At 65.2% G+C, this 26,451-nt stretch carries 22 protein-coding genes and 1 riboswitch; of the genes, 16 read left to right on the top strand and 6 right to left on the bottom strand.

The annotated features are described in order from the left end of the window. Positions 1-44: 44 nt before the first annotated feature. The 3 genes from ACOIX3_RS37645 to metG all read right to left on the bottom strand — a co-directional run bounded on the left by ACOIX3_RS37645 (position 45) and on the right by metG (position 5,789). The gene (locus ACOIX3_RS37645) at positions 45-2,921 is read right to left on the bottom strand and encodes an EAL domain-containing protein (protein ID WP_420967036.1); all 2,877 of its coding nucleotides are present in this window, start codon (positions 2,919-2,921) and stop codon (positions 45-47) included. A 120-nt stretch (positions 2,922-3,041) separates the two neighbouring features. After that, entirely contained in the window at positions 3,042-4,040 is a 999-nt protein-coding gene (locus ACOIX3_RS37640) for an NAD(P)H-quinone oxidoreductase (RefSeq protein WP_420967034.1), read from the bottom strand. A gap of 69 nt (positions 4,041-4,109) precedes the next feature. After that, positions 4,110-5,789 carry a methionine--tRNA ligase gene (gene metG, locus ACOIX3_RS37635; protein WP_420967032.1) on the bottom strand — a complete coding sequence of 560 codons (1,680 nt, stop codon included), beginning with the start codon at positions 5,787-5,789 and terminating at the stop codon, positions 4,110-4,112. A 268-nt stretch (positions 5,790-6,057) separates the two neighbouring features. On the opposite strand from metG, the gene ACOIX3_RS37630 reads away from it, so the two are divergent. Both ACOIX3_RS37630 and ACOIX3_RS37625 read left to right on the top strand, forming a co-directional pair. Further along, positions 6,058-6,249 (top strand): DUF1192 domain-containing protein, encoded by a 192-nt coding sequence (locus ACOIX3_RS37630; protein ID WP_139486805.1) that lies wholly within the window; start codon positions 6,058-6,060, stop codon positions 6,247-6,249. A gap of 519 nt (positions 6,250-6,768) precedes the next feature. Beyond that, positions 6,769-7,281, top strand: coding sequence for a DUF1465 family protein (locus ACOIX3_RS37625; protein WP_092123179.1), 513 nt, complete (start codon positions 6,769-6,771; stop codon positions 7,279-7,281). Positions 7,282-7,297: 16 nt separating this feature from the next. On the opposite strand, the gene ACOIX3_RS37620 is transcribed toward ACOIX3_RS37625, so the two are convergent. Further along, complete coding sequence (locus ACOIX3_RS37620; RefSeq protein WP_420967031.1) at positions 7,298-8,800, bottom strand: PLP-dependent aminotransferase family protein; 1,503 nt, start codon at positions 8,798-8,800, stop codon at positions 7,298-7,300. Between the two features lie 99 nt (positions 8,801-8,899). Here ACOIX3_RS37620 and ACOIX3_RS37615 point away from each other — a divergent pair, with 99 nt between their 5' ends. Continuing rightward, the gene (locus ACOIX3_RS37615) at positions 8,900-9,526 is read left to right on the top strand and encodes an FMN-binding negative transcriptional regulator (RefSeq protein WP_420967030.1); all 627 of its coding nucleotides are present in this window, start codon (positions 8,900-8,902) and stop codon (positions 9,524-9,526) included. A 12-nt stretch (positions 9,527-9,538) separates the two neighbouring features. Continuing rightward, positions 9,539-10,156, top strand: coding sequence for a LysE family translocator (locus ACOIX3_RS37610; RefSeq protein ID WP_420967029.1), 618 nt, complete (start codon positions 9,539-9,541; stop codon positions 10,154-10,156). 148 nt (positions 10,157-10,304) lie between these two features. On the opposite strand, the gene ACOIX3_RS37605 is transcribed toward ACOIX3_RS37610, so the two are convergent. Continuing rightward, positions 10,305-11,495 carry a helix-turn-helix transcriptional regulator gene (locus ACOIX3_RS37605; protein ID WP_420967028.1) on the bottom strand — a complete coding sequence of 397 codons (1,191 nt, stop codon included), beginning with the start codon at positions 11,493-11,495 and terminating at the stop codon, positions 10,305-10,307. 251 nt (positions 11,496-11,746) lie between these two features. Here ACOIX3_RS37605 and ACOIX3_RS37600 point away from each other — a divergent pair, with 251 nt between their 5' ends. The 3 genes from ACOIX3_RS37600 (at position 11,747) to ACOIX3_RS37590 (ending at position 13,281) form a co-directional block, all read left to right on the top strand. Then, a complete protein-coding gene (locus tag ACOIX3_RS37600) occupies positions 11,747-12,124 on the top strand; it encodes a hypothetical protein (protein ID WP_420967026.1) in 378 nt (125 codons plus the stop codon). A gap of 513 nt (positions 12,125-12,637) precedes the next feature. Next, entirely contained in the window at positions 12,638-12,868 is a 231-nt protein-coding gene (locus tag ACOIX3_RS37595) for a DUF1127 domain-containing protein (RefSeq protein ID WP_420967025.1), read from the top strand. Between the two features lie 149 nt (positions 12,869-13,017). Further along, positions 13,018-13,281 (top strand): hypothetical protein, encoded by a 264-nt coding sequence (locus ACOIX3_RS37590; protein ID WP_420967024.1) that lies wholly within the window; start codon positions 13,018-13,020, stop codon positions 13,279-13,281. A 627-nt stretch (positions 13,282-13,908) separates the two neighbouring features. On the opposite strand, the gene rpmE is transcribed toward ACOIX3_RS37590, so the two are convergent. Beyond that, positions 13,909-14,136: a 50S ribosomal protein L31 gene (rpmE, locus tag ACOIX3_RS37585; RefSeq protein WP_016845230.1), complete on the bottom strand. Its 228-nt coding sequence runs from the start codon at positions 14,134-14,136 to the stop codon at positions 13,909-13,911. A 192-nt stretch (positions 14,137-14,328) separates the two neighbouring features. Between rpmE and ACOIX3_RS37580 the strand changes: the two genes are divergently transcribed. The 9 genes from ACOIX3_RS37580 (at position 14,329) to ACOIX3_RS37540 (ending at position 26,229) form a co-directional block, all read left to right on the top strand. Beyond that, positions 14,329-16,185: an ABC transporter ATP-binding protein/permease gene (locus ACOIX3_RS37580; protein WP_420967022.1), complete on the top strand. Its 1,857-nt coding sequence runs from the start codon at positions 14,329-14,331 to the stop codon at positions 16,183-16,185. Between the two features lie 118 nt (positions 16,186-16,303). Continuing rightward, on the top strand, positions 16,304-16,699 hold the full coding sequence (locus ACOIX3_RS37575) for a hypothetical protein (protein ID WP_420967021.1): 396 nt from the start codon (positions 16,304-16,306) through the stop codon (positions 16,697-16,699). A gap of 373 nt (positions 16,700-17,072) precedes the next feature. After that, positions 17,073-18,563 (top strand): amidohydrolase family protein, encoded by a 1,491-nt coding sequence (locus tag ACOIX3_RS37570; RefSeq protein ID WP_420967020.1) that lies wholly within the window; start codon positions 17,073-17,075, stop codon positions 18,561-18,563. Position 18,564: 1 nt separating this feature from the next. Next, entirely contained in the window at positions 18,565-19,494 is a 930-nt protein-coding gene (locus ACOIX3_RS37565) for a CobW family GTP-binding protein (RefSeq protein WP_420967019.1), read from the top strand. A 225-nt stretch (positions 19,495-19,719) separates the two neighbouring features. Further along, a riboswitch (cobalamin riboswitch) is annotated at positions 19,720-19,916 on the top strand. Positions 19,917-20,021: 105 nt separating this feature from the next. Then, positions 20,022-22,304, top strand: coding sequence for a TonB-dependent receptor (locus ACOIX3_RS37560; RefSeq protein WP_420967018.1), 2,283 nt, complete (start codon positions 20,022-20,024; stop codon positions 22,302-22,304). Positions 22,305-22,306: 2 nt separating this feature from the next. After that, complete coding sequence (locus ACOIX3_RS37555) at positions 22,307-23,791, top strand: PepSY domain-containing protein (protein ID WP_420967017.1); 1,485 nt, start codon at positions 22,307-22,309, stop codon at positions 23,789-23,791. A 235-nt stretch (positions 23,792-24,026) separates the two neighbouring features. Then, complete coding sequence (locus ACOIX3_RS37550; RefSeq protein WP_420967016.1) at positions 24,027-24,647, top strand: STN domain-containing protein; 621 nt, start codon at positions 24,027-24,029, stop codon at positions 24,645-24,647. Beyond that, positions 24,644-25,186 (top strand): RNA polymerase sigma factor, encoded by a 543-nt coding sequence (locus ACOIX3_RS37545; RefSeq protein WP_207833465.1) that lies wholly within the window; start codon positions 24,644-24,646, stop codon positions 25,184-25,186. The genes ACOIX3_RS37550 and ACOIX3_RS37545 overlap by 4 nt, the downstream gene beginning before the upstream one ends. 62 nt (positions 25,187-25,248) lie before the next feature. Next, positions 25,249-26,229 carry a FecR family protein gene (locus tag ACOIX3_RS37540; protein WP_420967015.1) on the top strand — a complete coding sequence of 327 codons (981 nt, stop codon included), beginning with the start codon at positions 25,249-25,251 and terminating at the stop codon, positions 26,227-26,229. Positions 26,230-26,451: the final 222 nt, after the last annotated feature.

The raw sequence follows: 26,451 nt of genomic DNA, 5'->3' as shown, positions 1-26,451 counted from the left end.
CCGCGGCGTATGGGTCCCTGCTTTCGCAGGGACGACGACAAGATCTAGCTCGCGGCTTCCAGCCGTTCCTCGGTGAGGAGGCGCGTGGCGGCGTCGGCGTCCATCGGCTCGCCGAAGGCGAAGCCCTGCGCGTATTCGCAGCCGAGCTGGTAGAGCTCGACGGCGTCCGAATCCGTCTCTGCGCCTTCCGCCACAACTTCCATGCCGAGATCGTGCGCCAGCGCGATGATCGATTTCAGGATCACCGGGCGGGTGCCGCGGCTGGTGGTGCGGACGAAGGACTGGTCGATCTTGATGGTGTCGAACGGGAAGCGCTGCAGATAGGACAGCGAGGAATGGCCGGTGCCGAAATCGTCGAGCGACAGCCCGGTGCCGAGCTCGCGGATCCGCGCCAGCATTTGGGCGGCGTGCTCCGGATTCTCCATGACCAGCGATTCCGTCAGTTCCAGCTTCAGCGTGCCGCGCGCCACCGAGGAGCGCGACAGCACGGTGCGGATATCGTGGATCAAATCGTGGCGCAGCAATTGCCGCGACGACACGTTGACCGACGCGAAGATCGGCTCGCGGGCGCGCATCGCGCGCTGCCACACCGCGAGCTGGCGCGCGGTCTGGTCCATCACGAACATGCCGAGATCGACGATCAGACCGGTTTCCTCGGCGACGTTGATGAACTCCGACGGCGACATCCGGCCGAGCTTGGGATGATCCCAGCGCACCAGCGCCTCGAAGCCCGCGATCGCCCGATCTTCCAGCCGCACGATCGGCTGGTACAGGATCGTGAGCTCCTCGCGCTCGATGGCGCGGCGCAGGTCGCTCTCGAGCGTCAGGCGGTCGGTCTTCCGCGCCCGCATCGCCGGCTTGTAGACGTCGATGCGGTCGCCGCCGATCCGCTTCGAATGATACATCGCAAGCTCGGCGTCCTTGATGATCTCGTCGGTCAGCGGCGCCGCCGGATCGGACAGCGCAAGGCCGATCGACGCGGTCAGGAAGATCTCACGGTCGTTGAACGCGATCGGGGCGCGGATGGTCTTGCGGATGGTCTCGGCGAAATTGGTGATCCGCGCCGGGTCCTGCTCCGACAGCAGGATCAGGCCGAACTGGTCGCCGGCCATTCGCGCCAACGTGTCCTGCGGCTTGAGGATGCGGGTCAGCCGTCGCGCCAGCGTCAGCAGGATGGAGTCGCCGACCGCAATGCCGACGGAATCGTTGACCTGCTTGAAGCGGTCGAGGTCGATCACCATCAAGGTCGGCCGCAGGTTCGGCATGGTCTTGGCGAGGTTCGCCACCGCGCCGAGACGGTCCATGAACAGCCGGCGGTTCGGCAGCCCGGTCAGATTGTCGTGCACGGAGTCATGCAGCATCCGCTCTTCAGAGTTCTTGAACTCGGTGACATCGGTCAGGGTGCCGACCACACGCGAGACCTCGCCGTCGGAGCCGACCACGGGCCGCGCCTTCAGCGCGAACCACATGAAGTGGCCGTCGGGCGTACGCAGCCGGAAATCCTGCACCAGGCGGCCGCGGCGTTGGTCGAGCACACTGTCGAGCGCGGCGCGGAAGCGGTCCTGGTCGAGCGGGTGCAGCACTTCGAGCCATTTCGCCGCCGGGCCTTCCAGCGTGCCGCGCTTGAGGCCGAGCAGGGCCTCGGTCTCCGGGCTGGTGAACACCTTGTCGGCAGACACGTCCCAGTCCCAGATCAGATCGCCGGAGCCGGTCAGCGCCAGCGCGCGGCGCTCGACGTCGGAGACGACACCGGTGGTGGCGCCGCCGCCGGCGAAGGCGTGCTGCATGACCGTGAAGCCGATCAGCATCACGATCAGCACCAGGCCGCCGAGCAGCGCCGGGCCGACGATGTCGTTGGTGACGGAACCGGCGACCGTCATGCCGGCTGCGACCACCCAGACCACCAGCAGGAACCAGGTCGGGATCAACAGCACCGCGCGGTCGAAGCCGTGGGTCGAAAGGTAGACGATCAGCGCGAAGCCGGCGAAGGCGATCATCACCAGCGACATCCGCGCGATGCCGGAGGCGACCGCGGGATCGAACAGCGCCAGCGCCACCAGCGAGCCGAGGAAGACGAGCCAGCCGATCGTGATGTGCGAATAGCGGACGTGCCAGCGACTGAGATTGAGGTAGGCGAACAGGAACACCAGCAATGTCGCCGCGAGGATCGCCTCGCCCGCCGCGCGCCAGACGCGCTCGGCGTTGTTCGACATGTCGAGCACCTTGCCCCAGAAGCCGAAGTCGACGCCGATATAGACCAGCACCGCCCAGGCCAGCGCCGCGGCGGCGGGGAACATGATGCTGCCCTTGACCACAAACAAAATCGTGAGCACGAGCGCGAGCAGGCCCGAGATGCCGATCACGATGCCCTGGTACAGCGTGAACGAGTTGACCTTGTCCTTGTAGGCGTCGGGTTCCCACAGATAGAGCTGCGGCAGCTTGTCGGTGCGCAGTTCCGCGACATAGGTGACGACAGCGCCGGGATCGAGCGTGATGCGGAACACGTCGGCGGTCGGGCTCTCCTGCCGCTCGGGTCGATCGCCGACCGACGGCGTGATGGTGGCGATGCGCGACAGGCCGAGGTCGGGCCACAACAGGCCTGATGACACGATGCGATAGTGCGGCGCGACGATCAGGCGGTCGAGCTGGTCGTCCGTGTTGTTGGCGAGCGCGAACACCACCCAGTTCTGGCCGCCTTCGCGGGCGCGAACTTCGATGCGGCGCACGATGCCGTCGGTTCCGGGTGCGGTGGAGACCTGGATGCGGTCGGTTTCGCTGCGCTGATGGTCGAGAACCGCGGTGAGGTCGATCGCCGGCGCATCGCTGCGCACGCTGACCGCGTCGATCGCATACGCGTCAGGCGCAGCGGCAAACATCATGAGGCCCAGCGCCAGCAGCGCAAGGCACCTGATCAGACGCAATGTCAGTACTCCGCGATCGACAAACTGCCCGGGCCCGGCGACCGGCCCGGAGGTGGCGCGATAAATGACACGAAAGCGAAGGGAATCAAAGGGTTTCCGCCCCTGCTTCCGCTGCGAGAGTTAAACCACCAACACAATTTTGCCAATATGTTCGCTGGTCTCCATGCGGCGGTGCGCATCGGCGGCCTTTTCCAGCGGGAATGTGCTGTCCATCAGCGGTTTGACGCGGCCTTCGCGCAACAAGGGCAGCACCTTTGCCTCGATCGCCGCGACCATGGCCGCCTTGTCCGCATTACTACGGGGGCGCAGGGTCGAGCCGGTGTGGTGCAGCCGCTTGACCATCAGCTTGGCGAAATTGGCCGTGGCCTTCGGTGTTCCCGACAGGAACGCGATCTGGACGATGCGGCCCTCGACCGCGGCGGCGTCATAGTTCCGGTCGATATAGTCGCCGCCCACCATGTCGAGGATGACATCGGCGCCGTTGCCGCCGGTGGCCTGCTTCACCGCCTCGACGAAATCCTCGGACTTGTAATTGACCGCGCGATCGGCGCCGAGCTTGAGGCAGGCGTCGGCCTTGTCCTGCGAGCCGACGGTGACGATCACCTTGGCGCCGAATGCCTTGGCGAGCTGGATCGCCATCGTGCCGATGCCCGACGAGCCGCCGTGGATCAGCAGCGTCTCGCCGGCCTTGAGCGCGCCGCGCTCGAACACGTTGTGCCAGACGGTCATCAACGTTTCCGGAATGGCGCCGGCTTCCTGCATCGACAACGAGGGCGGCACGGTCATCGCCTGCGCGTCCTGCGCGATGCAATATTGCGCGTAGCCGCCGCCGGCGACCAGCGACATCACCTTGTCACCGATCTTGTGCTTTGCGCCTTCACCGAGTGCGACCACTTCGCCCGCGATCTCGAGGCCGGGCAGGTCGCTCGCGCCGGGCGGCGGCGGATAGGAGCCGGAGCGCTGCGCGACGTCAGGGCGGTTGACGCCGGCGGCCGCGACCTTGACCAGGATTTCGCCGGGACCCGGCACCGGCAGCGCGCGGGTCTCCGGCACCAGCACCTCCGGGCCACCGGGCTTGCTGATGGCAACGACGGTCATTTGCGCGGGCAGGTCTGGCATGGTTCGTCCCTGGTCAGTGAAGTGGATTGGCTGGTGGCATACCGCCTTTTCGAACGAAGCGAAACGCCATTAAGCCCCGAACCGCCTCGTCAGATGGTCGGCTTTTTCGGGGGTGATCTTCTCGACCGGCAGGCCGAGCCTTGCGACCGGCGTGCCCGCACCGCAATCCAGCAGCGGGATCAGTGGGCCATTGGGCCAGGACGGGATCACATCGTCGCGACTGAGTGCGCCAAGCACGCGCTCCGCGAGATCAGGCACGATGCTCCACGCCAGCGTGGCGCAAAGCGCGACAAGATTGAGGCCTGTGCGGGTGATGATCGCTGCACGTGCGGGATCGGACTTGATCGCCGTCCATGGCGCGGTGTGTTGCAGGTAAGCGTTCGCCGTATCCCAGATCGCGCGGGTCGCAGCCGCCGCGGCGCGAAACTCCAGCGCCGTGTGATGGCGGTGCAGCGCTGCGATGCGCAGCTCCAGATCAGACGCGAGTTGACGTTCGGCGTTCCCCGGTGCGCCGCCATCCGGGATGCGGCCGTCGAAGGCGCGATGCGCGAAGCTGATGATGCGGTTGGCGAGATTGCCGAAGATATCGGCGAGATCCTTGTTCACATCGGCGACGAATCTGGCAACGCCGAAATCGGTGTCGGCACTCTCGGGCGCGTTGGCGATCAGCCACCAGCGCCAGAGATCGGCCGGCAATTCCTCCAGCGCCGCGTCGGTGAAGATGCCGCGCTTCCTGCTCGTCGAGAACTTGCCGCCCTCGTAATTGAGCCAGTGGAATCCCTTGATCACATCGGCGGTTTTCCACGGCTCGCCGGAGCCGATCAGGGTCGCTGGAAAGCTCACGGTGTGGAACGGGATGTTGTCCTTGCCGAGGAACTGGATGTAGCTGACGTCGTCAGCTTGCCACCACCATTGCCGCCAGTCGCGGCCGGGCGCGGCGTCGGCCCATTCCTGCGTCGCCGCGATGTAGCCGATCGGCGCATCGAACCAGACGTAGAACACCTTGCCGTCAAAGCCCTCGCGCGGGACTGCGATGCCCCAGGCGAGATCGCGCGTGATGCAGCGGTCGCGCAGCTCGGCATTGAGCCAGCCCTTCGCGGTCGACACCACGAACGGCGGCCAGCCGGTGCGGCCGTCGATCCAGGCGCCGATGTTGTCGACAAGCTGCGACTGGCGCAGAAACAGATGTCGGCTGTCGCGGATCTCGAGCGCGCGGTCGCCTGACAGCGCCGAGCGCGGATCGATCAGGTCCGGCGGGTCGAGCAGCGTGCCGCAATGGTCGCATTGATCGCCGCGCGCCGATCCATCGCCGCAATGCGGGCAGGTGCCGAGCACGTAGCGGTCGGGCAGGAAACGCCGGTCCGCCGGTGACCACACCTGCCGCGAGGTGCGCGCCTCGATCAGTCCGGCTGCGTCGAGCCGGCGATAGAAATGCTGCGTCAGCGCATGATTGTGCGGCGCGCTGGTGCGGCCGAAATGATCGAACGACAGACCGAAGCGCCGGTAGATGTCGGCCTGGACGTCGTGCTGCGCATCGCAGAATGCCCGGACATCTTGTCCCGCCTCGATGGCGCCGAGCTCGGCCGGCGTGCCGTGCTCGTCGGTCGCGCAGATGAAGAGCACGTCGCAGCCGGTCTGCCGCCGGAAGCGGGCATGGACGTCGGCGGGCAGCAGCGAGCCGATCAGATTGCCGAGATGCTTGACGCCGTTCACGTAGGGAAGGGCGCTGGTGATGAGAATTTTGGTCATGGGTCAGGGCCTTTCGCGTTCGGTGATGCCGACCCCGGAAAAATCAAATCGGAAAAATCAAAAAGCCCTCCCGCGTGATCGGAAGGGCTTGGGGTCGGCTCATGCCTGGCGCGCAGGCGCACTATCCCGTCCGGTCAGACTCCTTGCGGTCGGGCCGGGGCATTCGCGTCAGATGTTGCGCGCACACGAAAGTCACTGCAAAATTCTCCTGCACGAGGACATTACCAGCTCTGGACGCACGGCGCCAGATTCATCGCGGGGAGGACACATGCCGATTGAGGATGAGGACCGGCCGCGGAAGAAGATCACCCACGAGATCGGACAGGATCTCTCGCTGCTGTCGGTCGAGGAATTGACCGAGCGCATCGCGCTGCTCAATGCCGAAGTCGATCGCCTGAAAGAGGCGATGACCAAGAAGCGCGCGTCGAAGGACGCCGCGAACGCGTTCTTCAAGTCGTAGCGCTGCGACATCACAAGCGTCGTCCCGGACAAGCGAGCAAAGCGAGCGCGATCCGGGACCCATAACCACCGCTGTTTCTCGTCGCGCACGGCTGGGGCCACAGCTGCGCGCAACGCGGGCATTGGTGGTTATGGGTCCCGGCCCCCGTGCGCAATTGCGCACCAGGCCGGGACGACTCATGGGAATCAACTTGGACCTGTCCCAAACTAGGTCAATGGCCGACATGGCAAACAAAGCCTGAAGAAATCCGTTCATTTACGATCGGTTAAGCTTTCTCGATTATGACTGCATTGTCCTCGTTTGGACACCGAGTGGCTCCTGTCCACTCTGTTTGACGCCTCCCTGTTATCAACTTCAAAAGCCGCCGGAAACGGCGGCTCTTTTTTGTGCGTCCTATCCGTTGGAAACCATAAATCCGGTTGCGGCTGGACTCTGCGGCGCGCCCGCGCAATGATTTGTTCATCATAAGCTGGCGCGTCAGATGCCAGCGGGCGTTACGATGGTGTGAGGGCGTTAACCATGGCGGATCGTTCCCAGAACGAAGCCGGGCTTGTGCTGTTCAGTGAACGGCTGACCAATTCTGCGGCATTTGGCGTGCTGTTCCGGGAAGGCATGGACCTGGTCGAGCAGACCGCCGCCTATCTCGACGGCGACGGCCGTGCCGAGGCCAAGGCGCTGGAACGCTCCGTCAGCCTGACCTACGCCACCGAGAGCATGCGCCTGACCACGCGGCTGATGCAGCTCGCGTCGTGGCTGCTGCTGCATCGCGCGGTCAAGGAAGGCGAGATGACGCTGACCCAGGCCAATCGCGAAAAGACCAAGGTGAAACTGTCGGCCGCCGATCCCGGCCCGGTCGACATGGTGACCAAGCTGCCGGAGCAATTGCAGCAGCTGATCGCCCGCTCGATGGATCTGCAGGCGCGCGTCCGCCGCCTCGACACCACGATCCACGCGCCGGCGCCGGATCGTTCGTCGATCGGCAACCCGCTGGTGCCGCAACTCAACCGGCTCAAGGCTGCGTTCGAGCAGTAAGATTCGAACCGTCAGCTCAGTGTGAAGCCTCAGTGCGGCGCGGCTTGGCCGGCCGTTGATTGATCACGCGTCGCAGCCGTATCGCGGCTGCTTCCAGCTCCTCCGGTTCGAAGCCACCGAAGCCGAGCATCAGGCCTGACCGCGGCGCGCGCTCGTACATCGGTGAAATCGGCCGCACGACGATGCCGTCGGCGAGCGCGGCCTTCGCCAGTTGCACATCATCGAAGCCTTGCGGCATCCACAGCAACAGATGCATGCCCTGGTCGCTTGGCTGCAGCGTGAAATCATCAGGCATGTGGCGCGCAAGCGCCGCGATCAGTGTCGCGCGCCGTGCCGCGTAGACGCCGCGAATGCGCCGGATATGTGCTTCGAACAGCCCCTCGCGCATGTAGGCCGCCAGCACATGCTGGTCGGCGGTCGGTGAATGCCGGTCGAGCAGCGCCCGCGCGCCGGCAAAGGCGTCGATCAGCGGCAGCGGCGCCACGACGTAGCCGAGCCGCAGCGAGGGAAACAGCACCTTGCTCAGCGTGCCCAGATAAATCACCCGCGACGGCGCGAGCCCCTGCATCGACGGGAAAGGATGACCGGCATAGCGCAGCTCGCTGTCGTAATCGTCCTCGACGATCCACGCATTGCTTCGCTGCGCCCACGTCACCAGCGCGTTGCGGCGGGCCATGCTCATCGGCATGCCGAGCGGGTACTGATGCGAGGGCGTCACGAAAGCCGCGCGCGCATTCGGGCACGCGGCAATCGCCGCCTCGACGTCGATGCCTTGTGGATCGACGGCGACACGCGTGGTGACGAGATCGAGATCGTCGAGCACGGCCGTCATGCCGGGATAGGCCGGATCCTCGGCCCACACCCGATCGCCCGCCGACAGCAGCACGCGGCCGGCGAGATAAAGGCCCTGCTGCGTGCCGGCCGTGATCACGACCTGCTGGGGCTCGCAATGCACCGCGCGGGATTTGCGCACATAGTCGGCGATCGCCTGCCGCAGCTCCATCAGGCCGCGCGGATCGCCGTAGCTCGAAGGCGCGGCCGCGCGCGATGCGCGCACGCGGTTGCCGAGACGGCGCCAATTGTCGTCGGGCGCGACGGCGCCTGCGGGGACCGCGATCGCAAACGGGACTTCCGGCATCGGCGTGAAGGCCGCCACCACCTTGGCAAGTCTCGCAGCGCGCGCAGGCAGCTGGATCGGCGCGGGCTTGTTCAGGTTGCGATTGACCACGACCGGCCGTGCTTGTTCCGCAAGCGTCGGCGCGACGCGGGTGCCGGCGCCGACCTGCGATTCCAGATAGCCCTCGGCCTGCAATTGCTCGAAGGCTTCCGTCACCGTGCCGCGCGCCACGCCGAGCGAGGCCGACAGCGCGCGGGTCGAGGGCAGATATTCTCCGGCCTTCAGCTCGCCGTTGGCGATGGCGGCCCGCAGGGCCCGCGCGATCTGGCGCCCGACCTGTCCGTCGGCGCGGTCGACCGCGCCGAGTGAGGGGATGCTGATGGTGGCGCGCAGGCGGGGCATAGTGGACCAGTCATGATGGTCGAAAGTGGCTCTTATCATAGGCCACTTCGGCGCTATGGTGCGAGCAGCAATTCGATGAGGTCTGCCAAGAGGTCCGCCATGTACCTGCCGCCGCATTTCAAGATGGATGAGCTCGGCCCGATCCACGCCGCGATGCGGGCCTCAAAGCTCGCGACGCTGGTCACCGCGACCGCGGACGGGCTGATCGGAACGCCGCTGCCGCTGATCCTCAATGAAAACGAGGGCGATTACGGCACGCTGTACGGTCATGTCGCGCGGCCCAATCCGCAGTGGAAACTGCCTGCGGTCGGCGAGGCGATGGCGATCTTCACCGGACCCGACGCCTATGTGACGCCGTCCTGGTATGTGACCAAGGCCGAGCACGGCAAGGTGGTGCCGACCTGGAATTACCTCGCCGTGCACGCCTACGGTGCGGCCGAGTTCTTCGAGGATGCGGACCGGTTGCTCGATGTCGTGACGCGACTGACCCGATTGCACGAAAGTTCGCGGCAGGAAGTCTGGCAGGTCAGCGATGCGCCCGATGATTTCATCAAGGCGCAGCTGCGCGGCATCGTCGGCTTCCGGATGCCGATCACCCGGATCGACGCCAAGAAGAAGATGAGTCAGAACCGCAAGCTCGAGGATCGCGCCGGCGTCATCGCGGGCCTTGGCGCCAGCGACGATCCGGGTGATCGCGAGGTCGCGGCGATGATCCCGGCGAATTGACGAAAGCCGCTGATGGAATTGTACCTTGCCTTTGCGATCACGACCGCGACCTTCGCGCTGATTCCGGGGCCGGCCATGCTGTACGCCGCGGCCCGCACTTTGGCGGGCGGCCGGCGCGCTGGGTTGATGGCCTCGCTCGGCCTGCATCTCGGCGGCTACGTCCATGTCATTGCCGCAGCCGCCGGCCTCGCGCTGCTGTTTCATGCGGTGCCGCCGCTATTCACAGCGATGAAGCTTGCCGGTGCGGCCTATCTGGTCTGGCTCGGGCTGTCGCTGTTTCGCGATCGCAATAGTGCAAAGCGTCCCGTGTTGGCGCCGCTTTCCGCGGAGCGCGCCTTCGCGCAAAGCATCGTCGTCGAGGTGCTCAATCCGAAGACTGCGATCTTCTTCCTGGCGTTCCTGCCGCAGTTCGTCGATGCGTCGGCAAGCGTGCCGGTCTGGGCCCAGCTGTTCCTGCTCGGCACGATCGTCAACCTGACGTTCTCGGCGGTCGATATCGTCTGCGTGTTGTTCGCCAGCGCGGTGATGACGAAGCTGCAGCGCTCCAGGAGGTCGCAGCGCATCATGCAGCGGATCGGCGGCAGCATCCTGGTCGCGCTCGGCGCGCGGCTGGCGTTTGGGGATCGCTAGGGGCAGTCATTGTCCATCAGCGGCGACGGTGCAGATCAACGCTTCGCTAACCTGCGCTGGGAGCCGCTTCCGCAGATCCGGGGCGTGGACTCATAAATCCCGGAAGCTCGAATCGCCCCGCGTCGATGGTCTCGTCGAATCGGCGGCACTAATCCGTAAGTCGGGCTTTGGGCGCGGGCAGTCCACCTTCGGAAGAATGCACGACCGGCGGCAAGAACTGAGCCGCGAGGCGCATCAATTCGGATTGGCGCGAGGTCCCGGTCTTCTCGAACACCTTGGCAATATGGGTCCGAACGGTGGTCATTGCTGTCCCCATGGTCCTTGCTGTCTCCGCCGGCGTCCGGCCGGCGAGCAGGGAGCCGAGGACGCGCGTCTCTGCGGACGTCAAACCAAAAAGTGATGCCAGGGACTCCGCGGGGATGGCAGTGCGCATTTCCGATGTGACAAACAGGGCCGCACTCGCGCGTAGCGCTATGCGTTTGCCTCGATTGCCGCCTGCAAGGGGCAGGACATGAATCAGAGCGGGCGAGCCATCGGCCTGCGGCGCCGGCAGGCCGATTCCGAGCTTGCCGACCGCAGCCTCATTCGCGGCCGCGGTCGCGACGGCGGTCCGAAGTGCGGCTGATGTCTGAGGCGATCCGGTTCGCAGCTCGCCCCGATGGGAACTGATCGGAGATCCGGATTTGAGCATAGTCTCCGCCGCACGATTGGCATGGACGATTTTTGTTTCACCATCGAGAAGAACGATACCTGCCTGGAAGAGATCAAGTGAAGCCCGCAGCGTTTCGGCTTCAATCGCCTGCATATTGAGCACATCGCTGATCGTCACTGCGCGCCGGATGTGCGGCGCCAGCAGTCTCATGATCGCCAGATCGCGCTCCGTTATGTGGCCGAGGCTCTTGTGACGCCACACCCCGAAGGCGCCGATCCGGCTGGGCTGACGCAGCGGGGTCATCTGGATGGTATCGATGAAGCCCAGCGGCTCAGCCCATTCGCGGTAGTAGCGAGACTGGACGAACCGCTGCGGAATATCGCGAAGCGCGGTCAGTGGTTCATCGATCGGCCGTTCATGGAGGTCGGCGACGCCGTCCCAAAGTCCGGCCAGCTCTGTGGCACAGATTTGAATTTTCTCGAGCCACTCAGGCTCGTAGTTCCAATGTTCGCGTATGAGCGAGGAAAGCGTGTTGAGATCATGAGCCCCAATGATCCCGGCGGCACAATTGGTTGCCTGGCAGACTTCGCGAATGGCGTTTGGCCATTGTCTCGGATCGATCGCGCAATCGTAAATGGCGCCGACGACGTGCGAAAATTCGGTGACGGAAGCAATGTCTTCTCGCAAGGGCGACTCCCGAACTGAGGGGCACTCCCATTCAAATCTTTTGAGCGTTCGGCTCTTTATTCGGCGCCATTCAGCGGCGGATCGCGAAATTGCACGTCTGCGCCAGTTTTGCTGAAGGCCTCATCAACATGAATGATGCCACAGGGGCGTGACCAGGCACAATGGCCCACCCATGGCGGCGGGAGCCGCGCTGGCAGCATACGCAGTCGCCATGCGCGAAGATGAGACAGTAATCCTGACGTGAGAGGAAGTTGGGCGCCCGTGTCGTGATGATCAGTGCACGGTTGGCAATGAGCAAGGCAAACGAATTTACCAAGGAGGATATTTCAATGTCGATTGCACAATTTACCCGGTTCAAGAGCGACAAGTCCGAGGAAATGATCGCGGCCGCCAAGGAAGCGAAGGCGATCTTCGAAAGACATGGCGCCGAATTCCTCCGATTGTCGCGATTCCACACGGGCGCGTGGGCCGGGGAGTGGCTGGCCGTCACGCGCTACGCCAATTGGGAGGTGTACGGCAAGGTTCAGGAGGGGGTGTCGAAGGACCCGGCCTTTGCAAAGCTCGCCGCGCATATGCGCACCATTGCGGAATTGACGGGCCGCAACATTGCCGTTGGCGTCGATCTCTGATCGCCGCGACCCACTTTCACAATCCAGCTGTGGTGACCGGTCGCAAGTCACGGTGACAGTGCACTTGATTCGCCACCCGCGAGTTAAGTGCACCGTCACCGTGATCTTGTCGCGGACGTCCTTCGCGAATGGCGTCTGGCCACCGTTTTAGGTCGTACGAAACTCACCTACGGAAGTAATGCCTTCTCGCATTTCTGATCCCCAAACCGAGGGGCTCTCCCATTCAAATCTTTCGAGCGTTTGGCTCTTTGGTCGGCACTATTCAGCGGCGGATCGCGAAATTGCACGTCAACACCAGTTTTGCTGAGGGCCTCATCAACATGAATGATGCCACGGTGCCGCGATTGGGCACAATGGCCCACCAATGGCGAGGAGCCGCGGTGGCAGCATACGTGGTCCCGATGCCCAGAAGAGATACGACACGGGCACACCTGACAGCGAGATCGAGATCGGCAACATCATCCCGTACAGCGGGCCAGTGTCGGAAGAAGCACCGTCGCAGGAGACACCGCAATGAGCACGACGCACGCCACAAATTGGCTGGACCGAACATCTCGACCGACTCGGCATGTCGCCAGCTTCGTCTGGAAATATTGGGATGCCTTTCAGGAGCGCCGCGAACGCCAGAAATTGCGCGCTTCCCTGGCCGATTTGAGTGACAGGGAATTGATCGACATCGGCATCGCGCGTGACCAGATCGACTATGTCGCCTCGAACCGCACGATCGACCCCCGCGGCCGGTGATCCATCTCTCCGATGAATGTCTGATATCGGGCGCCGACGGATGACTGGAATTGGACACGCCCGGACGCACCATTCCTCGGTGCCCACTTCCGCTTTGAGCCACTTGGGGCCTTGATGATCGGCCTCGTCTGAATGCTCGGGAGAGTGCCATGCCAGCCCGTTATTCGCACCGCATTCCGGGAGATCTCGACCTCGCGATGCGCGTCTTTCAAGCTGATAGTTCCTGGTATGAAAACTATTGGCTAAAGGAGCGCAAGCCGCGACCGGCCGGCATGATCGCTCGAACTCTTCGGGCGATCGTGTCTTGCCTTCGCCTGGCTACGAGGGGCGTGCTCGCGATCGTCACGAACGCGGTGTGGGATGCGGTGGACGCCGAGCGTGCGACTGACGAGAGCATGCGAGGTGGACGGTGAAGTCGTGTGGTCCTGACGCCCTAGCGGCAGGTGTCTTTTCGAATTGCGCGATGCGCGTTGCGAAGACGGTGACAAGCAAGCCCAGTCTCGCCGGGGAGAGCACGAAGTAAGCCGTAACCCATCGCACAGGGAAAGCCGGATTGCTCCGGTTGCACCTGTGGTCCTACCCCCGAGCTTTCTACCTTTTGCACGGGGCCCATGGGTGCGATCGGCACCCGGCTTTCCCTGCGCCCTCTGCGAACGGTGTGGGCGGAACGAGATGCAGAACTCGGGCAAAACGCGCCGCGAGAGCGTGGATGTATGACTCAAGAGTCGAGCCACATATTCAGTGTCGTCCCGGGCTTGACCCGGGACCCATAACCACAAATGGCAGTTGGTGCGCGACGCTGGGGCCACAGCTCTCTTCAACAACATACCCCTGTGGTTATGGGTCCCTGCTTTCGCAGGGACGACGATTGAGATGCAGGCCGTGCCACACGTTCAGTGTCGTCCTGGCTTTCGCCAGGACGACGCATGGAGAGAGCCGCGCGCTCATCCGGCCGGCCAATCCGCACCAGCCCAAAACAAAAACGCCCCCGAGACGGAGGCGTTTTGCGTTTGATCGCGAGGGCGATCCCGAAGCGGACTTTAGTCCTTCTTGAGGAAGCCCGAAAACTTCTTCTGGAAGCGCGACACACGGCCGCCGCGGTCCATCAGCTGCTGGGTACCGCCGGTCCAGGCCGGGTGCGACTTGGGGTCGATGTCGAGGTTCAGCGTGTCGCCTTCCTTGCCCCAGGTGGAGCGGGTCAGGTACTCGGTGCCGTCGGTCATGACGACCTTAATCGTATGATAATTCGGATGAATATCGGCTTTCATGACAGTTCCTTCGGCGCGCCAGCGCCCGTCTCAAGACATCTAGGTACGGGATTTGGGCGGCTCTATAACCCATGGTGCCGGCCAAGACAAGCCAAGAACGGGCTTAAGCCCATCACCGGATTGGGACTTTACCGGATTTGCCAGCCGGGGGTCGGCGGGCCTATGTGGGGGGCGATAGAACCGGTCTAGATAATGAGTGTAGCCGAACAGCTTGAGACCCCTCGCGGCACCCCTGAACCGCCGCGCGACGCGTTGCTCGATGAGGAGGCCTTCATCGAGAGCCAGATCATGGAGCCGGCGAAGAGCCGTGCCCGCCTGCGGCCCCTGCTTGCGCTCGCGCCCTATGTGGCGCGCTACAAGGGACGGGCGATCCTCGCGCTGATCTCGCTGACGATCGCCGCGATCACCACGCTGATCGTGCCGGTCGCGGTGCGGCGGATGATCGACCTCGGCTTCACGCCCGAAGGCATCGCGATGATCAACAGCTATTTCAGCGTGATGATCGCCGTCGTCGCAGTGCTCGCCTGTGCCAGCGCCTCGCGCTACTACCTCGTCATGACGATCGGTGAGCGCATCGTCGCCGATCTCCGGCGCGACGTGTTCGCGCATCTGATCTCGTTGTCGCCCTCGTTCTTCGATTCCGCACGGTCAGGCGAATTGGTGTCGCGGCTCACCGCCGACACCACGCAGATCAAGTCCGCGGTCGGCGCCTCGGTGTCGATCGCGCTGCGCAATCTGATGCTGTTCTTCGGCGCCGCCGCGATGATGGTGATCACCAGCCCGCGGCTCTCGGGCTTCGTGCTGCTCGCGATTCCGATGATCGTGATTCCGCTGGTCGCGTTCGGCCGCTGGGTGCGGCGGCTGTCGCGCAACGCCCAGGACACGCTGGCCGATGCCAGCGCCTATGCCTCCGAGCTGGTCAATGCGATCCGCACCGTGCAGGCCTATACCGGCGAACGGCTCGCCAGGGCGCGCTTTGCCCGCGAGGTCGAGCAGGCCTATGACGCCGCGCGCAGCTCGACCAAGGCGCGCGCGATGCTGACGCTGATCGTCATCTTCATCGTGTTCGCCAGCGTCGTCGTAATCCTCTGGGTCGGCTCGCACGACGTGCTGACCGGCGCCATCAGCCCCGGCCGGCTCGGCCAGTTCATTCTGTATACGGCCTTCGCCGCGAGCGGCCTCGGCCAGCTCAGCGAGGTCTGGGGCGAAGTCTCGGCCGCATCGGGCGCCGCCGAGCGGCTGTTCGAGATCTTGCGCGTCAGGCCGCAGATCGCAGCTCCCGCGTCGCCGCGCGCACTGCCGCAGCCCGCGCGTGGCGATGTCGGCTTCGACAATGTCAGCTTCGCCTATCCGACCAGGCCCAACGCGCTTGCCGTCGACGGCGTATCGCTGGAGGTGCGCTCCGGCGAGAAGGTCGCAATCGTCGGTCCCTCCGGCGCCGGCAAGAGCACGCTGTTCCACCTGCTGCTGCGCTTCTACGATCCGAAATCGGGCATCATCTCGCTCGATGGCGTGCCGATCCGGCAGGCCGATCCGGCCGACGTGCGTGCGCGGATCGCGCTGGTGCCGCAGGATTCCGTGGTGTTCGCCGCGAGCGCCCGCGACAACATCCGGTTCGGTCGGCCCGATGCCACCGACGCCGAGGTCGAGCGCGCCGCCGATCTGGCGCATGCCACCGAATTCCTGCGCCGGCTGCCCGGCGGCTTCGACGCCCAGCTCGGCGAGCGCGGCGTGACGCTGTCCGGCGGCCAGCGCCAGCGCATCGCGATCGCGCGCGCGATCCTGCGCGATGCGCCGCTGCTGCTGCTCGACGAGGCGACCTCGGCGCTCGACGCCGAGAGCGAGACGCTGGTGCAGACCGCGCTGGAGGAATTGATGCGCCATCGCACCACGCTTGTGATCGCACATCGTCTCGCGACCGTGCTGTCCTGCGACCGGATCCTTGTGATGGACCAGGGCCGGATCGTCGAGCAGGGCACCCACGCCGAGCTGGTTGCCGCGGGCGGCCTCTATGCGCGGCTGGCACGGCTGCAGTTCGAGGGCATTTGAGCGGACCGAACGCACTTATGCCGCTCCTATGAGATCGCTTGCGCGTTCCCCTCGAAAACCTATTGCCTCGCGAGGATAGTCGCGCCGCGCCAAAATCGGCGTGCGGAGTGTCTCGTTGATGCGCAGTGACGGAGTGACCGAACCGCAGGGCAAGCTGCTCTGCGCCTGGCAACTCGCAGTGCTGCGCTTCGCGGTGACGCTCGACAATGCCGAGCGGATGCATGTGCTCGCCGTCGCCGGTGAGCTTGATCGGTTGAGCGGCGCGGCCGAGGGCGCGTTCCAGTTCTTCCGCAGGACGACTGCGGAGCTCTGTCACGCCATCACCGGTAACGATGCGCATGCCGAGTCTATCGTACGGCGCTTCGAGTGGCAGATCGACAATCCGCGATTGCGGCGGGCCTTCGAGGCTGCGATCGCGAGAGACCAGACCCCGCCGAAGATCGTCACAAGCCGGACCAGGCCGAGCGAAGATCTCTGGAGAGGCCTCGCCCCGCGACGCGCCACCGGAACGTAACGAACTCACTGCGAGGCCAAACCCGTCATCCCCGCGCAAAGGCTTCGCCTTTGTCGCTGGAGGAGCGCGGCACGCGTGTCTCGAAGGATGCACGGCCCGGCCGGTGGCCGTCGATCCTTCGAGACGCCGCTTCGCGGCTCCTCAGGATGACGGGGAAAGCAGGGAATCAGCCGAGCCGACGTTAATCTGGTCCTGTCCTTCTCGCATCGCGCGAAGGACGACTGCGTTACACCACGTCGCAACGATCCCGATCCGGTCGTCGCGATAGATGCGATGCATTTTTGTCTCTTGGCCCCGCTTGGGTCCGGTCGTAAGCCTTTGATGAGGGCGGCCGGCCGGGACCGCGGTGTCGGACAATGCGGGGAGTGGCGAGATGGGTGGTTTGGTGATCAGCGGCGGCCGGGTGGTGGATCCGGCCAGCGGGATGGATGCGATCGGCGACGTCGCGGTCGTCGACGGCAAGATCGCCGCGGTCGGCACCGGGCTCGGCGGCGCCGAGCGCCAGATCGACGCCACCAGACTTGTGGTGGCGCCCGGCTTCATCGACCTGCACGCGCATGGCCAGACCATTCCGGCCGATCGCATGCAGGCGTTCGACGGGGTGACGACATCGCTCGACCTCGAGGCCGGCGTGCTGCCGGTCGCGTCCTGGTACAAGCGCCAGGCCGAGAAGGGGCGGGTGCTGAACTACGGCGCGGCCGCCAACTGGGCGTTCGCGCGGATCGGCGCGATGACCGGCTCGAACGCGGAAAGCTCGCTGGAATCGTTTGGCGCGGCGATGCGCGATCGCCGCTGGATCGAGAACGTGGCGACCGAAAGCGAGGTCGGCGGCATCCTCGCGCGCCTTGCCAACGGACTGAATGAGGGCGGCATCGGCATCGGCATTCTCAACGCCTATGCGCCGGGTGCCGGCGTGCAGGAATTGACTGCCGTGTGCCAGCTCGCGGCCGATCATGCGGTGCCGACCTTCACCCACGTCGCCTACATGTCGCGGATCGATCCCGAGAGCGCGGCCGAAGCCTATATCCGCCTGATCGGCTATGCCGGCGCCACCGGCGCGCATATGCACATCTGCCACTTCAACTCGTCGAGCAAGACCGACATCGAGCGCTGTGTCGCGCTGATCGCAAAAGCGCAGGCGCAGGGCCTGCCGATCACGGTGGAGGCCTATCCCTACGGCACCGGCTCGACCGTGCTGGCGGCGACCTTCTTCAGCGATCCCAAATTCGAGGAGCGCAATGGCCTCGGCTATGATTCGGTGCAGCGCGTGACCGACGGTCACCGCTTCGGTAGCCGCGAGGAGCTGCTGGCGGCGCAGGCCGCGGAACCCTCGACGCTGGTGCTGTGGCATGTGCTCGATATCGAGAACAACGCGCATCATCGCGATCTGCTCGACATGGCGGTGCTGTATCCAGGCGGTGCGATCGCGTCCGACGCGATGCCGTGGACGCTGTCGGACGGCCGCCCCTACACCGGCGACGCATGGCCGCTGCCTGATGATGCCACCTCGCATCCGCGTTCGGCCGGCTGCTTCACCCGCTTCATCCGCGAATGGGTGCGCGAGCGCCGGAAGGTGTCGCTGCTCGAGGGCATCCGCAAATGCGCGCTGATCCCGGCCGAGATTCTGTCCGCGAGCACGCCGGCGATGCGCGCCAAGGGCAGGCTGCAGGTCGGCGCCGACGCCGACGTCGTGGTGTTCGACTTCGAGACGCTCAGCGACCGCGCGACCTTCTCCGCGATGAACCGCCCGGCGGAAGGCGTGCGGCATCTCGTGGTCAGCGGCCAGCCGCTGATCAATGATGGCGTCCTCGACGTCGCGGCACGGCCGGGCCGGCCGGTGCGCCGGCCGGTTGCCGGAGGCTAAGATGCCGGTCCCGATCCTGCTGGTCGCGGGTTTTCTCGGGGCGGGAAAGACCACGGTCGTGAACCATCTGCTGGCGCATGCGCAAGGCCGGCGCATCGCCGCCGTGGTCAACGATTTCGGCGCGATCAACATCGACGCGGAGCTGATCGCCGGCGCCAGCGACGGCGTGGTCAGCCTCAGCAATGGCTGCATCTGCTGCACGCTGGAAGGCGATCTGCTGCGCACGCTCGCTGGCCTGCTGCGGCGGGATCCGCGTCCCGAATTCATCGTGATCGAGACCAGCGGGATCGCCGATCCCGCCGACATCGTGCGCAACCTGATGGATCCCGTGATCTGGAAGGAGGCACCGCTGGAGACGGTGCTGTGCGTGGTCGACGCGACGCAGCCCGCGGCGATGCTGGACGATGCGCTGCTGCGCTCGCAGCTGCGCGCGGCCGATGTGGTGGCGCTGAGCAAGGTCGATCTGGCCGATACAACCGCGTGCGCGGCGATCCGCGATGCGGTGCGGGCCGTGCGTCCGGCGGCCGTGGTCGTCGATGCCCTGCATGGCGAGGTGCCGGCCGCGCTGCTGTTTCCCGCGGACCTCGATCAGGTGCCGGCGCCGCGTGAGACCGCGCCGCGACGACCGGTAGCCGATCGGTTCGAGACGCTGAGCTGGACCTCGGAGCGGAAGGTAGCGCTGCCGCGCTTGCAGCAGGCGATCGGCAGACTGGCGCCGAAGCTGGCGCGCGCGAAGGGATTGTTCGAGACGGTCGAGCAGCCGGGACGGCTGACGGTATTTCAACTCGCCGGCGGCCGCGCGACGTTGGCTGCCGGCGGTGTGCCGGCACCGGGAGTGCCACGCACGCGAATCGTTTTCATCGCCGAGATGGGCGCTCTGTCGCGGGCCGAGATCGATGAGGTGATGCAGGGATGCGTCGACCTTGAGTGATGCGAGCTTGCGTTTCCCGTCACCCTGAGGAGCGCGAAGCGCGTCGCGAAGGGTCGATGGCCCGGCTGGTGGCCGTGCATCCTTCGAGACGCGCGTGCCGCGCTCCTCAGGATGACGGGTTACCTCTCCGCGTCAGCCGCGGATGTCGCTGTGTCATCGCCGCAGCACCATCCCGCAAAGCATGTGTGCGACAATCGCATCGAATTGACAGCCCATCCCGCACCACCTATCGTTTCTGTCGACGGTTCCCTTCGGGGATCAAAAGGGAATGCGGTGCGAGGGTAACCCCAATGCCGCAGCTGTCCCCGCAACTGTAAACGGCGAGCCTTTCGTCAATTTGCCACTGGGCTGTCAGGTCCGGGAAGGCGTCGACAGGCGATGACCCGTGAGCCAGGAGACCTGCCGTCAGTCGTGGTCACACGCGAGCACATCGGGCGGGGGCGTCCTGGTGGGATCGGAGCACTGCCTTTGGGGCAATGCGCCAGTCCGCGTTCGCGGTGACGTGCCACGTTACCGCGAGTCCTTTCATGTCTCCGTCTTCTCCCGCCGCGCGCCGTTGGCGCCTCGGTCTCGTTTGCTCCCTGTCATCGCTGCTGCTGCCGGCCGAGGGGTCAGCACAAACAGCTCCACCCACGACGCTCGATCCGGTCGAGGTCTCGCCCTCGACATCCGCAAAGCCCAAGCCTGCGGCGCGAAGCAGCAATCCCGCCGCTGCATCGCGGCCGCGCGCCAGAGCTGCAACGGCGGCGGCAACCGCTGGCGCGCCGCGCGCCGCGGCGTCGGGCGCATCGGGATCGGCATCGCCGACGCTCAATGCCTCCGCGCAGGGAGGTACCGGCAGTCGTCTCAACCTGACGCCGCTGCAGACGCCAGCCAGCGTCGAGATCCTCACGTCGCAAACCATCGCCGAACGCGGCCAGCATAATGTGCTCGATGCCGTCACCCAGAATGCGGCCGGGTTCATCGCAACGCCGGCGCCCGGCAATGGCGGCCTGTCGTTCAGCACCCGCGGCTTTGCCGGCAGCAACTCGGTGATGACGCTGTATGACGGCACACGCTTCTATATCGGCTCAGGCACCCTGACGTTCCCCTACGACACCTGGTCGACGCAACGCATCGAGGTGCTGCGCGGTCCGGCCTCGGTGCTGTACGGCGAAGGCGCGATCGGCGGCGTCATCAACGTCATTCCGAAGAAGCCGCAGGGCACGCCCTACAACGAGGCCGAAGTCTCGCTCGACAGCAACATGACGCGGCGGCTCTCGGTCGACAGCACCGGTCCGATCAATCCCAATGTATCCTACCGCATCAACGCCACCGGCAACATGTCGGACGGCTGGGTCGATCGCGACAAGACCTCGAATGCGGTGGTCTCCGCCGCCGTGCGGGTGCAGGCATCGGACAATCTCGCCTTCACGCTGTCAGAGGATTATGGCGACCGCAGCCCATCGCGCTATTTCGGCACGCCGCTGATCAACGGCTCGATCCAGGACGTGCTGCGCTTCAAGAACTACAACGCGTTGGACAGCGCGATCCGCTATCAGGACAGCTGGACCCAGTTCAAGACCGAGTGGGACGTCGCCGACGGCGTCAAGATCAACAACACGCTGTACTATCTGACCAGCGAGCGGCACTGGCGCGATATCGAAAACTACACCTTCAATCCGAAGACCCAGCTGATCGACCGCTCCAGCTACATCGAGATCTTCCACGACCAGAAGCAACTCGGCAACCGGATGGATACGACCTTCAGCGGTCACGTCTTCGGACTTGCCAACCAGTTCGTTGCCGGGTTCGACGTCAACCGGATCGACTTCACCCACACCAACAATTCGCCCTATGGCGGCGCGTCGTCGGTCAATCCTTACGTGTTCGATCCCGGATCGTTCTTCGCGACGACCACGGCGACGACGCCGGGCTTCAACGCGATCGTCAATCAATACGCGCTGTTCGCCGAAGATCGGCTGTCGCTGACCGATCAATTGTCGCTCGTCACCGGCGTCCGGTACGATCGTCCCGAGGTCGATCGCACCGATTACAAGACGCCGGCGAACAGTTTTGAAACCACGCTGTCGGGCACCAGCTGGCGAACCGGGTTGGTGTACGAGCCGATCAAGAACCTCGCGTTCTATGGTCAGTACGCGGTCGGCGTCGATCCGGTCAGCAACCTGATCTCGCTGTCGACCTCGCAGAAGACCTTCCAGCTTGCGACCGGCAAGCAGACCGAGATCGGCGTCAAGCAGTCGTTCTGGGGCGGCCGCGGCGAGTGGACGCTGGCAGGGTATGAGATCGTCAAGACCGGCCTGACCATTCCCGATCCCAGCAATCCCACCGCCGGCCTGGCACTGCAGATCGGCCAACAATCATCCCGCGGGGTCGAAGGAACGATCGGGCTCGCGCTGAACGATGGCTGGCGCGTCGACGCCAATCTTGCGCTGCTGCGTGCGAGATACGACAACAACAGCCAGGTGGTCGGCGGCAAGGTCGTCAGCTACAACGGCAATGTTCCGGTCAACGTGCCGCAGCAGGTCTCCAACGTCTGGCTGACCTGGGACTTCGCGCCCAACTGGTCGGTCTATGGCGGCGTGCAGATCGTCGGCGCGATGTACTCCGATCTCGCCAACACCCAGCTGCGGCCGGGCTACAATGTGGTCAATGGCGGCATCAGGTGGAAGCCGGATGACCGCACCACGGTCGCGTTCCGCGTCTACAATCTGTTCGACAAGGTCTACGCGGTGACCTCGAACGGGACGGGGCAGTGGCTGCTCGGCATGCCGCGCACCGCCGAATTGTCCGTCAACGTGAAGTTCTGACCATGCGCAACGCTCTGATCCGGCGAGCGCGGCGATGGCTTTATGTCGTCCATCGCTGGATCGGCATTGCGACGTGTCTCTTCTTCGCGATGTGGTTCATCTCCGGCCTCGTCATGATGTACGTGGCGTTTCCGCGCCTCACTGACGACGAGCGCCTCTCTGCGCTCCCTGGCATCGTTTGGAGCAAGGTGCAGGTCGCACCTGATCGCGCCATGGCGATCGCGGGCGCGGGGCATTATCCGCGCGATCTCCGGCTCTCGATGCTGGACGATGTTCCGGTCTATCGCGTGAACGGCTGGAACGGAGGCGCCGTCACCATCTCGGCGATCGATGGCCGGGTGATCGATCGCGTCACGCCGGATCAGGCGCTGGCCATTGCACGCCATCATCCGCGTGCCGTACAGCCGCGACTGCTCGATACGGTGACGCGCGATCAATGGTCGGTCACCGTGCGGTTCGATCCGTTGCGGCCGCTCTATCTGATCGGCCTCGGCGATCCCGATGGCACCGAGCTCTACGTCTCGTCGCGCAGCGGCGAGATCGCGCTCGACACCACACGGCAGGAGCGCGTCTGGAACTGGCTCGGCTCGGTCCCGCACTGGATCTATCCGACCGTGCTGCGCAAGGATGGTCCGCTGTGGCGGGACGTGGTGCTGTGGATCTCCGGCATCTGCCTCGTCGTCGCGGTCACCGGCTTCTGGATCGGCATTCTGCGCCTGCGGCTGACGCGCCGTTACGCTGACGGCGCGGTCTCGCCCTATCGCGGCTGGATGGCCTGGCATCATATCGCCGGCCTCGTCGGCGGCGTCTTCGTCTTCACCTGGATGTTCAGCGGCTGGCTGTCGCTCAATCCCGGCGGCGCGTTCTCCGGCCGCGGCCTCACGCGCGAGATCGCGGTCGCTTACAGCGGCCACGACACGCCCGATATCGTCGCCGGCTTGCCGTCGCCGCCGCCGGTATCAGCCGTGGAGGCGCGCTTCGTCTGGATCGGCGGACACCCCCTGATGGTGCTCGACGCTAGCGGCGGGCGTCGCAGCCTCGCTGATCCCGCGACCGGCGCGCCCGTGACGCTCTCGCAGGACGAGATCCTCGCGGCCGCCCGGAGCGCGATGCCGAAAGCTGCGATGATATCGGCGCGGCGGCTCGATGAGCCGGACGCCTACTGGCACACGCTGCACCAAACGCGCGAACTTCCGGTGCTGCGGATCGGCTTCGACGATCCCGCCCGCACCTGGCTGCACATCTCACCCGTCACCGCCGAGATCCTCGACCGCAGCGACGACAGCCGCCGCTCCTACCGTTGGCTGTTCAACGCGCTGCACAGTCTGGACTTCCCGCTGCTGCTGCGCATCTGGCCGGCGCGCGACGTCGTGGTCTGGCTGCTGTCGGCGGTCGGCACGATCGTCTCGATCAGCGGTATCGTGATCGGCTGGCGCCGGCTGCGACGGCGTAAGGTGCGGCCGGCGCGAGGTCTCCGCCCTTGTTAGCAGATTGTCACAATCTGTTTCTATGTTGCGCCTGCCGCGGGGTTTGACGAACAGCTCTATCGATCACCGATAGATCGTGCCGTTCGGTTGGGGCTTGAGGATTAAGGCGGCGCCTCATGCACTTTGTTCAATGGGTCGGAAGATCGGGCTGCGCGCGAAGCATGATCGGATGTGGCAGCGCTTTCTTGGCCTGGTCATAGGCACTCTCGTTGCCGGGAATATCCAGACGGTAACGATGGCCGCAAGCCTTGAATCAGTTCGGACGCCGGCAACGGTCGATTTCGATATTGGCAGCCAGCCGCTGGTCTCCGCGCTCGATGCTTACAGCGCGGCCACCGGTCTTCAGGTCGTTTACGACGCCACCCTGGCCGGGGGACGCCGCGCGCAGGCCGTCAAGGGATCGATGACGCCCGACGTGGCGTTGCAGCTCCTGCTCGAAGGAACCGGTTTGGTCGCGGTCTATGCAGCGGCGAACGCCTTCACGATCGTACCGGCAACAGCGGCACCGCAGACGGCGTCGATGCGTGGCTTCATGCCATATCTTGCGTCCGTCCAGAGCAGCATTGAGGAAGCATTCTGCCGGTCAGCGCTGACCGCGCCGGGCGGCTATCGGATCAAGTTCAGGTTCTGGATCGGGCATGCCGGCGAGGTGCTGCAGCCCCAGCTGCTCGGCTCGACCGATGACAGCGCGCGTGACCAGGCGATCGCCGCCCTGTTGCGTGCTGTCGTGATCGGCCGGCCGCCGCCGCCGGACATGCCGCAGCCCGTCGTGATGGCGGTTTCGCCGCGGCCGCCGTCCGAGACCGGCGACTGTGCCGCGCGCGACCCGAGGCGCCCGGGACTGGTCGCGCGATGACGGAAACCACTTCGACCACGCTTCGGCAGGTGCTTGTCGAGCGCTACGACGAGCTTCGCCGCCGCCTCGCGCGGCGTCTCGGCGACGAAAGAGCCCGCGAGACCCTTCACGAGACGTGGCTGCACCTTCGCGACAAGAACGGCCCGGGCGTGGTGGACAGCCCGATCGGGTATCTGCTGCGCAGTGCGCTCAATCTTGCGATCAGCCGGGAGCGCCAGGAGACGCGCCGGATCAAGCGGTTCGAGGTGCAACCGATGCTCGAGATCGCCGACGCGGCGCCCGGCCCGGAACGCGAGGTCGAATCGCGGGAGCAGATTGCGCATCTGGAGCAGGTGCTTGAGGAACTCACGCCGCGCCGCCGGACGATCCTGCTCGCATCCCGCCTGGAGGGCACGCCGCTCCGGGAAATCGCCGCGCGCCTCGGCGTCTCGCAGCGCTTGGTGGAGCTTGAGCTGAAAGCCGCGCTCGAGCATTGCGCCAAGCGATTTAATAAAAAGGTCACAAGGCGTTTCGGTCCGGCACCGCGGGAAACGTCCTGATAGGAAAGCGTCAGAGTGTTGCGTATTTGGATGGACGTGCTGCCAAGAGAAACGCCCGATCGATGACACGTCACGACGAACCGTCGGAGGAGCTGACCGCGATCGAGAGCGAGGCGCTTGCGCGCGTCCAGCGGCTTGGTTCGGGGCAGGCTACCCGGCGGGACATCGAGGAAACCAGGTACTGGGGAAGCCAGAGCAGCGCCCATTCGGAGGCGCTGGCGCAGGCCAGCCTGCTCTGGGATCAGCTCGGCCCGGCCGGCGCCAACCTGTTGAAGCGACGTGGCGATTCCTTGTTGACGGACGTCCGGCGGCAGCCGCGCATGACGCGGCGGGCGATGCTCGGAGGCGCGCTGGCGACGTCGGCCGCCGCGTATCTCGTGGTGTCGCCACCGATGCAGCTGTGGCCGTCGCTGCAGGATGTGATGGCGGATTATCGCACCGCCGCCGGCGAGCAGCGCAAGCTCACGATCGATGGCGGCGTCAAGGTGACGCTGAACACCGGAACCAGCGTCAATGTCCAGTCGGGCGACAACAGCCAGGATCGCATCGAGATCCTGACCGGGGAAGCCGTGATCGCCGCTGCTTCGGCGAGCCGCGAGGTGCGCGTGGTTGCCGGCGACGGCGAGATGAGTGCGCGTCAGGCGCAGTTCAACGTCCGTCATGAGCCGCGCAGCACCTGCGTGACGTGCCTCGACGGCGAGGTCCGGGTCACCCGTCACAGTTCCGTCGCGGCGCTGCGTGCGGGGCAACAGGTCAGCTATGCAGCGCTTGGTCTCGCGGCGCCCATGTCGGTCGATCCTGCCGAGGTGACAGCCTGGCGCGACGGAATGCTGATCTTTCATGACGCTCCGCTCGGCAGCGTCGTAACGGAGATCAACCGTTACCGGTCGGGCAAGGTCATGGTGACGAACGCGGAATTGGAACGCCGTCTCGTCAACGGCCGGTTCCGGATCGACAACGTCGATGGCATCCTGACCATGTTCCAGCAAATCTTCGGCGCGAAGGCGCGACATCTGCCCGGCGGCATCGTGCTGCTGAGCTGATGTCGGGCGGCCGTGAAAGCGCGCATCATGTCTGCGCAGGAATTGTGATGCAGCCCGCGATTTTGTCGTTCGGTCCCGGCCGATCAAATGGCGTCCTTGGAGACGAGAAGCCTGGCATACGGTCAAGCCGTGTGACGAGCATCTGCGCAGATCCGATCTGCGCATCTTTCCGTCCGTTGTTCCCGGGGAACACCCTATGCCGTCTCGTCAGCGCGTTGTCCG

It is taken from the genome of Bradyrhizobium sp. B120 (genome assembly GCF_049075665.1).
GTDB lineage: Bacteria > Pseudomonadota > Alphaproteobacteria > Rhizobiales > Xanthobacteraceae > Bradyrhizobium.
Note: the sequence above shows the minus strand (reverse complement) of the source record. Positions and strands in the feature narration are given on the sequence as shown.